Origin of the sequence: Trujillonella endophytica, from assembly GCF_900110555.1 — a bacterium.
Lineage (GTDB): Bacteria > Actinomycetota > Actinomycetes > Mycobacteriales > Geodermatophilaceae > Trujillonella > Trujillonella endophytica.
This window is the reverse complement of record NZ_FOEE01000004.1, coordinates 254,558-267,074: the sequence shown is the minus strand read 5'-3', so window position 1 is coordinate 267,074 and position 12,517 is coordinate 254,558. Positions and strand designations below refer to the sequence as shown.

Annotated in this window: 10 protein-coding genes; 6 read left to right on the top strand and 4 right to left on the bottom strand. The window is 75.4% G+C overall.

Translation table 11 applies throughout. From position 1 onward, the window contains the following. Window positions 1-61 precede the first annotated feature (61 nt). From BMY88_RS08700 to phoH2, 6 genes are all read left to right on the top strand, one after another. A complete protein-coding gene (locus tag BMY88_RS08700; protein WP_091942183.1) occupies window positions 62-841 on the top strand; it encodes an isoprenyl transferase in 780 nt (259 codons plus the stop codon). Window positions 842-887: 46 nt separating this feature from the next. Next, window positions 888-2,105, top strand: coding sequence for a DUF885 domain-containing protein (locus tag BMY88_RS08695; RefSeq protein ID WP_091942181.1), 1,218 nt, complete (start codon window positions 888-890; stop codon window positions 2,103-2,105). A gap of 8 nt (window positions 2,106-2,113) precedes the next feature. Then, a complete protein-coding gene (locus BMY88_RS08690) occupies window positions 2,114-2,443 on the top strand; it encodes a hypothetical protein (protein ID WP_091942179.1) in 330 nt (109 codons plus the stop codon). A 62-nt stretch (window positions 2,444-2,505) separates the two neighbouring features. Beyond that, a complete protein-coding gene (locus tag BMY88_RS08685; RefSeq protein ID WP_091942177.1) occupies window positions 2,506-3,501 on the top strand; it encodes an ATP-binding cassette domain-containing protein in 996 nt (331 codons plus the stop codon). Further along, window positions 3,498-4,316, top strand: coding sequence for an ABC transporter permease (locus BMY88_RS08680; protein ID WP_244524542.1), 819 nt, complete (start codon window positions 3,498-3,500; stop codon window positions 4,314-4,316). The genes BMY88_RS08685 and BMY88_RS08680 overlap by 4 nt, the downstream gene beginning before the upstream one ends. Before the next feature lie 255 nt (window positions 4,317-4,571). Next, entirely contained in the window at window positions 4,572-5,867 is a 1,296-nt protein-coding gene (gene phoH2 / locus BMY88_RS08675; RefSeq protein ID WP_091942175.1) for an RNA 5'-3' helicase PhoH2, read from the top strand. Window positions 5,868-6,006: 139 nt separating this feature from the next. Here phoH2 and BMY88_RS08670 read toward each other — a convergent pair whose 3' ends face one another. The 4 genes from BMY88_RS08670 to flhA form a co-directional block, all read right to left on the bottom strand. Beyond that, window positions 6,007-6,927, bottom strand: a complete 921-nt coding sequence (locus BMY88_RS08670; protein ID WP_091942173.1) for a hypothetical protein — start codon at window positions 6,925-6,927, stop codon at window positions 6,007-6,009. 210 nt (window positions 6,928-7,137) lie between these two features. Beyond that, window positions 7,138-7,389 carry a hypothetical protein gene (locus BMY88_RS08665; RefSeq protein ID WP_091942171.1) on the bottom strand — a complete coding sequence of 84 codons (252 nt, stop codon included), beginning with the start codon at window positions 7,387-7,389 and terminating at the stop codon, window positions 7,138-7,140. After that, the gene (locus tag BMY88_RS23785; RefSeq protein WP_170861020.1) at window positions 7,386-10,370 is read right to left on the bottom strand and encodes a hypothetical protein; all 2,985 of its coding nucleotides are present in this window, start codon (window positions 10,368-10,370) and stop codon (window positions 7,386-7,388) included. The genes BMY88_RS08665 and BMY88_RS23785 overlap by 4 nt, the downstream gene beginning before the upstream one ends. Beyond that, window positions 10,357-12,390 carry a flagellar biosynthesis protein FlhA gene (flhA, locus tag BMY88_RS08655; protein ID WP_091942370.1) on the bottom strand — a complete coding sequence of 678 codons (2,034 nt, stop codon included), beginning with the start codon at window positions 12,388-12,390 and terminating at the stop codon, window positions 10,357-10,359. Before flhA ends, BMY88_RS23785 begins: the two co-directional genes overlap by 14 nt. Between the last annotated feature and the right edge of the window lie 127 nt (window positions 12,391-12,517).

The window sequence follows — 12,517 nt, the reverse complement described above, 5'->3', positions numbered from 1 at the left end:
TGGCCGCGGCACGGGATCGGGTGCCGCACGGCGCCGTGCCGAGGGGCCTAGGGTGACGTGCGTGGGGGTGCGTCAGTTCGTGCGCGACCTGCTCACCCAGGTCTACGAGCGCAGGCTGGCCCGCGGCCTGGTAGGAGCCGACACCCCCCGGCACGTGGGCGTGATCGTCGACGGGAACCGCCGCTGGGCGCGCTCCATCGGCCTGGAGGACCCGAACGCCGGCCACCGCCGCGGCGCCGACCGGATCGCCTCGCTGCTCGGCTGGTGCGACGAGGCCGGCGTCGAGGTCGTCACTCTCTTCCTGCTCTCCACCGACAACCTCTCCCGGCCCGAGCCCGAGCTGTTCCCGCTGCTGCGGATCATCGAGGGCGTCGCGGAGGACCTGTCGGCGGCCGACCGACGCTGGCAGCTGCGGCCGGTGGGCGCGCTGGAGCTGTTGCCGGCCGAGACGGTCGCCGTCCTCAAGCAGGCCGAGGAGAACACCCGCGACCGCCCGGGGGCCACGGTGAACCTGGCCGTCGGCTACGGGGGGCGCCGCGAGATCGCCGACGCCGTCCGCTCGCTGCTCGCCGAGCAGGCCGCCCGCGGGACGTCGCTGGAGGAGCTGGTCGAGATCCTCGACGTCGACCACATCGCCGAGCACCTCTACACCCGGGGCCAGCCCGACCCCGACCTGGTGATCCGCACCAGCGGCGAGCAGCGGCTGTCGGGCTTCCTGCTGTGGCAGACCGCGCACTCGGAGTTCTACTTCACCGACGTCTACTGGCCGGAGTTCCGGCGCGTGGACTTCCTCCGGGCGCTGCGCGCCTACTCGGCCCGGCACCGCCGCTACGGCGGGTAGCAGCATGGGCACGACGCCGGCCGGGGGTCCTGCGAGACTCGCGTCCATGAGCAGCGCGCAGGCCGACCTCGCCCTCGAGTACGTGCGGCTGGGCCTGCGGTTCGACCGGCTGGAGAGCGGCTTCGTCGACGCCTACAGCGGCGACCCGCGGGTCCGGGCCGCGGTGCAGGACGAGCCGGCCCCCACCCCGCGCGGGCTGCGCGACCGGGCGCGGGCGCTGCTGGCCGAGCTGGACTCCGCCGGCCTGCCGCCCGACCGCACCGAGTTCCTGCGCGGCCAGCTGACCGGCCTGGAGTGCAGCGCGCGGAAGATGAGCGGCGAGCCGGTCGCCTTCCGCGACGAGGTGCGCAGCTACTTCCAGGTGGACGTGGCCCTGGGCGACCCCGACGACTACGCGGCCGCGCACGCCGAGCTGGCGGAACTGCTGCCCGGCGAGGGCTCGCTCGCCGAGCGGTACGCCCGCCACCGGCGCCGCGAGGAGTGCCCGCCGCAGCGGCTCGAGGTCGCGGTCCAGGCGCTGTCCAGCGCGCTGCGCGACCGGGTGCGCGCCGGCTACGGCCTGCCCGAGGCCGAGACCGTGCGGTACGAGGTCGTCACCGACAAGCCGTGGTCGGGGTTCAACTACTACGAGGGCGCCTACCGTTCCCGCGTGGCCATCAACGCCGACCTGCCGCACCGGCTGAGCCAGCTGCCGCACCTGGTGGCGCACGAGTCCTACCCCGGCCACCACACCGAGCACTGCCGCAAGGAGCAGGGCCTGGTCGAGCGCTCCGGCCGGGTCGAGCACACGATCTTCCTGGTCAACACCCCCGAGTGCCTCATGGCCGAGGGGCTGGCCGACCTCGGGGTCCAGGCCTCGGTCGGCGACGGGTGGGGGGCGTGGGCGGCCGAGGTGCTCGACGACCTGGGCCTGCGGTTCGACGGCGTCCTCGCCGAGCGGATCTCCGCTGCGGCAGCGCCCCTCAACCGGGTCCGGCAGGACGCCGCGATCCTGCTGCACGACCGCGGCGCCGACCCCGACGAGGTGGTCGCCCACCTGCAGCGGTGGTCGCTGGTCGGCGAGGACCGGGCGCGGCAGCAGTTGCGCTTCCTCACCCACCCGCTGTGGCGCGCCTACATCACCACCTACGTGGAGGGGTTCGACCTGCTCTCCCGCTGGCTGGCCGCCGCCCCCGCCGGGCAGGCGGCGGCCGACCGGTTCCTGCGCCTGCTCGACGAGCCGCTGACCCCGGCCGTCGTCGCCGGCGAGCTGCCGGCGGCCTGAGGTACGGGATGCGGCGCAGCCCCGGCGAGGCCCGACTGCTCGGCCTCTGGACGGCGGGCTGCCTCGCCGTGCTGCTGCTCGCCGGCATCCTCTGGGTCGGCGACCTGACGCTGCAGTGGCCGGTGTTCGTCGTACCCCTGGGCTGGGCGATGCTGGCCGCGCGGCCGCGGCGGGGCGCCGTCCGCCCGTCCGCCCGTGCCGACGACCCGCGCGCGGCGCCCCCGGGCGGCTACGACCCGCGCGCCGCACCCCCGGACCGCTATGACGGTCATCCGGCCACCCGGGAGGCGCCGACCCTGCCTCCGCTGCCCCCCGGCCGACACCCCGGGGAGCGCTGACCCCGCCGGGCGCGGAGCCGAATCGTCTTGGACGTCCGCCCGGTGACCGGAACACTGCCCCGGTGATCCACGCTCGCGGGCTGGCCCGCACGTTCCGGAAGAGGAAGCAGGAGGTCCAGGCCGTCACCGGCGTCGACCTCGACGTGGACGCCGGTGAGATCGTCGGCTTCCTCGGACCCAACGGCGCCGGCAAGACGACGACGCTGCGCATGCTCACCACGCTGCTCACCCCCTCGGCGGGCACGGCGACCGTGGCCGGCTGCGACCTGATCGCCGATCCGGTCGGGGTGCGCCGGCGGATCGGCTACGTCTCGCAGAGCGGCTCCACCGCGCCCGAGGCGCGCGCCGGGGAGGAGGTCGTCGACCACGCCCGGCTGTACGGGGTGCGCACCGCCGACGCCGTCGTCCGGGGGCGGCAGCTGTTCTCCGACCTCGACCTGGACGGTCTGTGGGAGCGCCAGCCGAAGGACATGTCGGGCGGTCAGCGCCGCCGGCTGGACATCGCGATGGGCCTCGTGCACGACCCCGGCCTGGTCTTCCTCGACGAGCCCACCACCGGCCTGGACCCGCAGGCCAGGGCCAACCTGTGGGGGCACATCCGGTCCCTGCGCGAGGACCGTGGGACGACGGTCTTCCTCACCACCCACTACCTCGACGAGGCCGACGCCCTGTGCGACCGGATCCTCGTGATCGACCGGGGCGCGATCGTCGCCGAGGGCACCCCGGACCAGCTCAAGTCCAAGGTCGGCGGCGACGTCCTCACCGTCACCGTCGCCGACCCCGCCCGGGCCGGCGACGCGGCCAGGCTGGTCGGGGACCTGCCCGGCGCCGAGCCGGCGCAGGTCGACGGCGCACGCGTGATCGGCCGCGTGCCGGCCGGGGGGCCGGCGCTGGTCGACCTGGTCCGCGGGCTGGACGCCGCGGGCATCGGGATCGCCGGCGTGGAGAGCCGCCGGCCCAGCCTCGACGACGTCTTCCTCGGCCTGACCGGCCGCTCGCTGCGCGAGGAGGGCACCTCGCCCGACGACGCGCCGACCCCCGAGGTGGTGCCCTCGTGAACACCGGAAGCCGGGCGCGGGGAGGGGGCCTCGCCCGCCACCGCGCCGGCACCCGGGTGAGCGCCCTGGCCCGCGACACCTGGACCGTCTTCTCCCGCGCGATGCGGCTGTCGCTGCGCAACCCGGCGTGGGTGGCCATCGGCCTGATGCAGCCGGTGCTCTACATCGTGCTGTTCGGCCCGCTGCTCGAGCCGCTGGCCGGCCGGCTGGGCTCGGGCAACGCCTACCAGCTGTTCGTCCCCGGGATCCTCGTGCAGCTGGGCCTGTTCGGTGCGCTGTTCGTCGGCTTCGCGCTGATCGCGGAGTGGCGGGCCGGCGTGGTGGAGAGCCAGCGCGTCACGCCGGCCAGCCGGACGGCGCTGCTGCTGGGCCGGGTGCTCCGCGACGTCCTCGTCCTGCTGGTGCAGGGCACGCTGCTGATCCTCGTCTCGCTGCTGTTCGGGCTGCGCGCCCCCGTGGCCGGCGTCGTCCTGACGCTCCTGCTGGTGGCGATGCTCGGCGCGGCGCTGTCGGCCGTCTCCTACGCGCTGGCGCTGACCCTCAAGAGCGAGGACGCGTTCGCGCCGCTGCTCAACGCCGTCGTCTTCCCGGTGCTCCTGCTGTCGGGGATCCTGCTGCCGATGAGCCTGGCGCCGGGCTGGCTCCAGGGCGTCAGCGACGTCAACCCGTTCAAGCACATCGTCGAGGGCGCGCGGGCGTTCTTCGACGGCGAGTACACCAGCGCTGCGGCGTGGTGGGGGGTCGGGCTGACCGTCGTCCTCGTGGTCCTCGGGTGGGTCTTCGGCGTGCGCCGGTTCCGGCGGGAGAACGGCTGACGGCCGCCTGGGGCGGGTGGTACGGCTGGTGCTCCGTTCGAGGGACACGTGGCCCGGGCGACATCTTCCTGTCACCTGCCGGGCCTAGCGTCCGGGATGGACGACGGGGATTCCCCCGCCGCCCACGGGAGGCCCGGTTGGTGCTGACGAGTTCGTCGACCAGGGGGGCCGGTGCCCGGCCTCTGTGCCGGGGCCCGGCCGCCATCGAGCCGGGGTGCGCCTTGCCATGAGGCCGCACCCCACGGGAGTCGACGCATGACCACTCGTCGCACCTTCGTCCTCGACACCTCCGTCCTGCTCTCCGACCCCGGCGCGCTGCGCCGGTTCGGCGACTCGGACGTGGTGCTCCCGCTGGTCGTCATCGGGGAGCTGGAGGACAAGCGGCACCACCCGGAACTGGGGTGGTTCGCACGGCAGGCCCTGCGCATCCTCGACGACCTGCGCGTCGCCCACGGCCGGCTCGACGCGCCCGTGCCGATCGGCGACGAGGGCGGCACGCTGCACGTCGAGCTCAACCACAGCGACCCGTCGGTGCTCCCGGCCGGTTTCCGCAACGACAGCAACGACAGCCGGATCATGGTCGTCGCGCTGAACCTGCGGGCCGAGGGGCGCGACGTCTGCCTGATCACCAAGGACGTCCCGCTCCGGGTCAAGGCGGCCGCCGTCGGCCTGGACACCGACGAGTACCGGGTGGTCGACGCCGTCGACGCGGGCTGGACCGGGATGGCCGAGCTCTCGCTGGACGACGTCGAACTCGACGCGCTCTACGACGCGGGGGAGACCTACGTCCCGGCCGCGGCCGAGCTCCCCTCGCACACCGGCCTGGTGCTGCTCTCCTCCCGCGGATCGGCGCTCGGGCGGGTCACCCCCGACAAGCAGGTGCGGCTGGTGCGCGGCGACCGCGAGGCGTTCGGCCTGCACGGGCGGTCCGCCGAGCAGCGGGTCGCCCTGGACCTGCTGCTCGACCCGGAGATCGGCATCGTCTCCCTCGGCGGCCGGGCCGGCACCGGCAAGTCGGCGCTGGCCCTGTGTGCGGGGCTGGAGTCGGTGATGGAGCGGCGGGCGCACAAGAAGGTCGTGATCTTCCGGCCGCTGTACGCCGTCGGCGGGCAGGAGCTCGGCTACCTGCCCGGCAGCGAGGGCGAGAAGATGTCGCCCTGGGCCCAGGCGGTCTACGACACCCTCGGCGCGCTGGTCTCGCGCGAGGTGACCGAGGAGATCGCCGCCCGCGACCTCATCGAGGTCCTGCCGCTCACCCACATCCGCGGCCGCTCGCTGCACGACGCGTTCGTGATCGTGGACGAGGCACAGTCCCTGGAGCGGGGCGTGCTGCTCACCGTGCTGTCGCGGCTGGGCTCGGGCTCGCGGGTGGTGCTCACCCACGACGTCGCCCAGCGGGACAACCTCCGCGTCGGCCGGCACGACGGCATCGCCGCCGTCATCGAGGCCCTCAAGGGCCACCCGCTGTTCGCGCACGTGACGCTGACCCGGTCCGAGCGCTCGCCGATCGCCGCGCTGGTCACCGAGATGCTGGAGGACCTCCCGCTCTGACGGCCGTGGCCGCGTCGCCCCGGGTGACGCGGCCGCGCCCGCCGTCCGCGCGGCATTGCGGGTTCTTCTCGTGCCTCGGCGGTCCTGCAGAACTGCCAACAGCCGAGGAAGACCCGCAATGCGCCGGCCCTGTGCCCGGTCACCGCGGGCAGCGGTCCATGGCCCGGCGGATCCGCGGACCGAGGATGCGCGCGTCGATCTCCGACCAGGTCCAGCGGGTCATCCCGAAGCCCTCGTCGCGCATCGCGTCCTCGCGGCGCTTCTCGTCGAACACCGCGTCACCCGGCTGCTGTCCCGGTCGCAGCAGACGCCCGTACTTCACCTTCCCGTCGAACTCGCCGAGCCGGCGGTGGCCCTCCCATACGAAATCCGTCCAGCCGATGGGCGTGCCGCCGGCCCCGAGAACGGAGTACTGCAGGCCGGTCGGCGCCAGCCCCAGACGCTGGAGGAGCAGGCGGCTGCGGGTCTCACCCACGCTCCCGCTCCGCCGGTCGGATGCGGCGACCGCTCGCGCGGCGGCCCTGCTGCCGCGCAGGCCACCGATCTCGTCGAGCCGCTGCTGGACCAGCGCCGCCTGGAGCAGCGTCGTGCGCAGGCCGGCGTCCAGCGCGACGACCGCGGTCTCGAAGGACTGCGTCCGCGCGAGGTCCAGCGCCGTCCGGACCGGATCGGTCACCAGGAGACCGTCGAGCAGGTGGACTTCCTCGTCGCGGTAGGCGGCCACGTGGACGTGCAGGACGGAACTGCGGTCGGTGGACGCCGGCGGACGTCGAGTCACGTGCACTCGGTCCAGGGGGGCCCGCCACAGGGGAAAGCCGTGCAGGAGTGCCGCGGACTGGTGGCTGACGACCGCGTCGCGGCGGAGGCCCGCAACGGTGCTCGTGATCAGGCGCCGGTACCGCGTGGCCGGCTCGAGCGGGGCCGAGCCGGGCACGTAGGCGCCGCGTCGGATGCGCGACAACTCCCCGGTGCGGTAACAGCGGGCCAGCTCGTCGTCCGACCAGCCATCGGCGACCAGGTCGCGGCGGAGGAGCAGCTCACGGTCCTGCCAGAGATCCATGAGGCGAGGGTGGAGTGCCCGGAGGGCTGCGCTGCACCTCGCCCGCGTCCCGTGGACGGCCGGGCCGCCTGTGGACGGCGGCATTGCGGGTGTTCCTCGTGCAAGGCGGGTCCTGCAGGACCCGCGACGGACGAGGAACACCCGCAATAGCACGCCGGACGTCGCCGACACCCCGCACGAGCAACACCGCAGGAGTGCGGGAGCGGGCGGTCAGGGGGCCGGTGCCGGCTCCGGGTCCGACGGGGCCCGCGCGTCGTCGAGACCGCTGCCGCGGGGGGTCGGCGTCGTCCGCGGGCGGGCGACGTAGGTGAGCAGCGCGACCGCCGCCCACGCCGCGGCCAGGCACCACGGCAGGCGCGCGACGACGTCGTCGAGCGTCAGGTCGCCACGCAACCCCATGGCGAGCACCGGCAGGGCCAGCACGAACGCGAGCCCGAGGACCTCCCAGCGCAGCGGGTTCATGCCTCGCCGGCCTCCAGTCGCTCACAGAGCAGCGAGGCCCAGCGGTGCGCGGTGGCCCGGGCGCCGTCCAGCAGCGCGACGGGTGCGGCTGCGCGGGCGAGCACCGCGGCCGGGTCGGCGGTCAGGTCGGTGTCCTGGACCATCAGGGCGTCGACCCGGGGGAGGGCCTCCAGCCACGGGCCGAGGTCGTCGGCCTTGCGGGTGGCCTCGACGACGGCCCACACGGCCGACGGCGCCCAGATGGCCAGCATCTGCTCGAGCCAGGTGCGCCCGCCCGAGCGCAGCGGCGCGTCGACGGCGACGACGGTCATCTCGCCCGCCTGCGCCGCCTCCTGCTTGCGCTCCAGGGCCGTGTCCACCGACGCGATGCGGGAGGCGTGCGGGACCAGGTTCGCCAGGTCGCCCCGGCTGGCCCACTGCAGGCGGTCGGAGTCCAGGCGGAGTCCCGCGGCGAGCGAGCGCGCGGCCGCGAGGGTCTCCGCGCCGGGGCCGACCACGAGCAGCACCTCGCCGGGACCGCTGGGCACCGACGGCGCCGCCGGCAGCTTGGCCAGGACCCGGGTGAGTGCGGCGTAGGTGCCGGTGGCCGCGATGTCGGCCGCGAAGCCGCCGCCGAGCAGCGCCTCCGGCAGGCCGAGCGCCCGCAGCCGGTTCACGACGCCCACGGCCTCGATCATGCGCGGGTCGACCATGCCGCCGGCCGGCACCAGGCCGCCGGACCGCTCGCGGACCGAGGTGACGACGACGGGGCTGCCGCCCTGCCACGCGCCGGCGCGGGGCACCGGCAGCGGGGTGACGGTGGCCAGGCCCTGCGGCGCGCGCGAGGACGCCACGCGGGCGACCGACTGCTCGGGCACCGCCGGACGGCGCCGCGGCGGGGGGACCGGCGGCCGACCGCCGAGCAGCGGCGGGATCGCCAGCTGCGAGCCGGGGCTGCGCGGGGGGAGGAGGGACAGCGGCGGCAGGATCGCGGTGGCGTCCATCGGCAGGGGGGCGGGGTCGCTCGCCGTGGGCGCGAGGACGTCGGCCACGACCTCCCACTCGTCGGCCTCGGCGGCGCCGTCGACCCAGGTCTGCTGCTCCCCGGTGCCGGCCCCGAGCGCCGGGCGCTGGGAGGCGTTGGACAGCACGCCGCGGAGGATGTCGGTGAGGAGGTCCTCGGAGGTGTCGTGCGCCAGTGCCGCGCGCAGCACTTCGGCCACCGCCTCCTCGCGCACGCTCGCCGGGCCGTCGAGCACGGGCTCCGACAGCCACGCCGGAACGCCGGCGTCCTCCATCGGGATCGCGAACTCGACGGTGATCGGCTCGGCCGTGCGGAACGCCTCGCGCTCGGCCGCGACCCGCGCGGACTCCGCGGCCACGGCCTGCTCGGCGAGCATGCGCGCGGCCTCCCGCTCGGCGGCCAGGCGCGCGGCCTGCCGCTCGGCGGCGATCCGGGTGGCCTCGGCGGCCTGCGCGGCTGCGGCGCGCGCGGCCTCCTGCTCGGCAGCGACGCGGGCGGACTCCGCGGCGGCGGCCTGCTCGGCAGCGCGGCGGGCGGCCTCGTGCTCGGCGGCCTGCCGCTCGGCGGCGATCCGGGCGGCCTCGGCGGCCTGCGCGGCGGCGATGCGGGCTGCCTCCTGCTCGGCCGCGACGCGGGCGGACTCCGCGGCGGCGGCCTCCTCGGCAGCGCGGCGGGCTGCCTCCTGCTCGGCGGCGATCCGGGCCGCCTCGGCGGCGGCCTGCTCCGCGGCCAGGCGCGCGGCCTCCTGCTCGGCGGCGAGGCGCGCGGCCTCCTGCTCGGCGGCGAGGCGCGCGGCCTCTTCCGCGGCGGCCAGGCGCGCGGCCTCTTCCGCGGTGGCCTGCTCGGCGGCCAGGCGCGCGGCCTCCTCGGCCGCTGCCTGCTCGGCGGCCAGGCGCGCGGCCTCCTCGGCCGCTGCCTGCTCGGCAGCGAGGCGCGCGGCCTCCTCCGCGGCTGCCTGCTCCGCGGCGGCACGCTGCCGGGCGAGGCGGGTGGCCTCGCGCCGGGCGGCGATGCGGGCGGCCTCCTGCTCGGCGGCCATCCGGGTCGCCTCGGCGCGCTCGGCCGCGACTCGCTCGGCGACGGCCCGGTCGGCGGCGGCCCGCTCGACCGCGGCCAGTGCTGCGGCCAGACCGGCACCCGCGGCGGGCGCCGACCCGGCGGACGGCGCACCGGGCTTGCGGCGGGGACGCGCGGGAGCGGCGCCACGGCCGGAAGCTGGGGAGCCGGCCGCGGCCGGTCCGGGACGGAGGTGCGGCGCCGCGGTCGCCACGGCCTCCTCCACGGCCGCGCGGACCTCGGAGTCGTCGCTCACCACCTGCGCCAGCGCGGCGGTGAACAGCGACGGGCCGGCGGGCTCGTCGAGGGGGACGTCGTCGGTCAGGGGGGTGGCCGGGGGACGCGCCGCGGCACCGGCCCGGCTGCGCTGCGGCGCGGCGGCCCGGGCCGTGGGGGCCGCACCGGTGCGGGCGGCAGCCGGGGTGCGCGGGGCGGCAGCCGGGGTCGACCAGGTGGCCGGGGCCGCTGCGGGTGCCGCTCCCGGGCGGTTGGCGGCCGCGGCCCGGGAGAAGCCGGCCCGCGAGTAGGTGCCGACCTCGGGCGCCTCGCCCCCGCCGTGGCCGAGCAGCCCGGCGAGCTCGTCGACCGGGTCGAGCGCGGCGGCGCGGGCCGTCACGGGCCGGGCGGCAGCGTGCCGGGCGGCCGGCTCGCGGCGCGCGGGCGTGGCGGGCGCGTCGTCGTCGAACCGGTCGTCGCGGCTCAGCGCGGCCTCGATCCGGCGGCGGGAGTCCGACAGCGGCGCGGGCTCGCGACGGCGCGGCTGCACCTCCTCGACCTCGGCGATGTAGCGCTCGCTCGCGAAGAAGCCCATGACCCCGCCACTGCGCGTCTTGCGCACGGCGACGACCCGGGCCGACGAGCCGTACTTCTCCCGCGCGGCGGCGATGGCGCCGTCACGCGTGGTCGCCTCAACGGATGGCAACGGCACCGTTCACCACTCCCAGTGACTCGATCTGGGCCGTCCGGGAGACCTCCGAGTAGGAGATCACCGGCAGCCGGGGCAGGACCTGGCGCATCAGGCGGGACAGGGCCGCCCGCACCTGGGGAGAGCACACGAGCACCGGGGCGAAGCCGTGACGTTCGGCCTCTTCCAGGTGTCCGGAACAACCGGTGACGAGCGCGTCCACGGAGCCGGCGTCCAGCGCCAGCACCTGACCGCCGTCGCTCTGCCGGACCGACTCGAGCAGTCGCTGCTCGAAGCCGGGGTCCAGCGTCAGCACGTGCAGGCGCTCGTCGGGGGTGACGTAGGGGTGGCTGATCGCGGCGCCGAGCGAGGCCCGCACCGCCTCGACCAGGCCGTCGACGTCGGTGGAGGTCTTCGCCCGCACCGACAGCGCCTCGAAGATGCGCACCAGGTCGCGGATGGAGACGTTCTCCGCCAGCAGCGCGTGCAGCACCCGCTGGATCTCCCCGAGCGTGAGCAGCGAGGGGGTGAGCTCCTCGACGACGATCGGGTGGGTCCGCTTGACCATCTCGACCAGCAGCTTGACGTCCTCCCGGCCCAGCAGCTCGGCGGCGTTCTGCCGCACGACCTCGGCCAGGTGGGTGGTGATGACCGAGGAGCGGTCGACGACGGTGGCGCCGGCCATCTCGGCCTGCCGCTGAAGCTCGATCGGGACCCACTTCGCGGCCAGGCCGAACACCGGCTCACGGGTCGCGCGACCGGGCAGGCCCTCGAGGCCGTCGCCGATGGCGAGGACGGTGCCGGCGGGCGAGCTGCCCTTGGCGGCGGGGACGCCGTTGAGCCAGATCACGTACTGGGAGGCGGGCAGGTCCAGGTTGTCGCGGGTGCGCACCAGCGGGATGACCAGGCCGGTCTCCATGGCGACCTTCCGGCGCAGCGCCTTGACCCGGTCCAGCAGGTCGCCGCCGCGGCTGGAGTCGACGAGGTCGACCAGGTCGTAGGCGACCTCGAGCTCGAGCGGGTCGACCCGCATCTTCTCGGCGATGGCCTCGGGGGAGTCCGGCCGCGGCTCGTCCTCGCCGGGCGCGGCCACCTCGGCGTCGTCGTCCTCCGGGACGAACTCCTTCATCCGGGACGCCATGACCAGGAACAGCCCACCGATGATGAGGAACGGCAGCACCGGGATCCCGGGGATCAGGCAGAGCGCGATCGCCGCGCCGCCGGCGATGCGCACCGGCTGCTTGAAGCGGCCCAGCTGGGCGAGCAGGTCGGTGCCCATGTCGCCCTCGGTGGCCGACCGGGTGACGATGATGCCGGTCGCGGTGGAGAGCAGCAGGGCCGGGATCTGGGACACCAGGCCGTCGCCCACGGTGAGCAGCGAGTAGACCTCGACGGCCTCGCCCGGTGCCATGCCGTTCTGCATGATGCCGATCGCGAAGCCACCGAGCAGGTTGATCAGCGTGATGATGATGGCCGCGATCGCGTCGCCCTTGACGAACTTCGACGCACCGTCCATCGAGCCGTAGAAGTCGGCCTCGGCGGTGACCTCGGCCCGGCGCCTGCGGGCCTGGTTCTCGTTGATCAGGCCGGCGTTGAGGTCGGCGTCGATCGCCATCTGCTTGCCGGGCATGGCGTCGAGGGTGAAGCGGGCGCCGACCTCGGCGACGCGGCCGGCACCGTTGGTGATGACCACGAACTGGATGATCGTCAGGATCACGAAGATCACGAGGCCGACGATCAGCGAGCCGCCGATGACGAAGTGCCCGAAGGCCTCGATCACCTTGCCGGCGAAGCCGTCGGTGAGCACCAGCCGGGTCGAGGAGACGTTCAGCGCCAGCCGGAACAGCGTGGCGATGAGGATGAGCGCCGGGAAGACGGCGAAGTCCAGCGGCTTCCGGATCTGCATCGCCACGAGCAGGATCAGCAGCGAGCAGGTGATGTTGAAGCCCAGCAGGACGTCGAGCACCGCGGCCGGCAGCGGCACCACCAGCATGAGCACGATGGCGACCACGCCGATGGGGACGGCGGCCTTGCTCATGCCCTTCACGACAGATGAATCGGCAGTTCAACTCGAGCCGGCACCCGCGTTCGGCTCATCCGTCCCAGCCGCCCCGGCGGCCACGGGCGTGCGGGATCGGCACAGCCGCCTCCCGGAGGGGCGCCTG

What these genes read in the sequence shown, in the direction of transcription:
- BMY88_RS08695 (WP_091942181.1), top strand. Translation starts at nt 888, where the DNA reads ATGAGCAGCGCGCAGGCCGACCTCGCCCTCGAGTACGTGCGGCTGGGC.
- BMY88_RS08690 (WP_091942179.1), top strand. Translation starts at nt 2,114, where the DNA reads ATGCGGCGCAGCCCCGGCGAGGCCCGACTGCTCGGCCTCTGGACGGCG.
- phoH2 (WP_091942175.1), top strand. Translation starts at nt 4,572, where the DNA reads ATGACCACTCGTCGCACCTTCGTCCTCGACACCTCCGTCCTGCTCTCC.
- BMY88_RS08670 (WP_091942173.1), bottom strand. Translation starts at nt 6,927, where the DNA reads ATGGATCTCTGGCAGGACCGTGAGCTGCTCCTCCGCCGCGACCTGGTC.
- BMY88_RS08665 (WP_091942171.1), bottom strand. Translation starts at nt 7,389, where the DNA reads ATGAACCCGCTGCGCTGGGAGGTCCTCGGGCTCGCGTTCGTGCTGGCC.
- flhA (WP_091942370.1), bottom strand. Translation starts at nt 12,390, where the DNA reads ATGAGCAAGGCCGCCGTCCCCATCGGCGTGGTCGCCATCGTGCTCATG.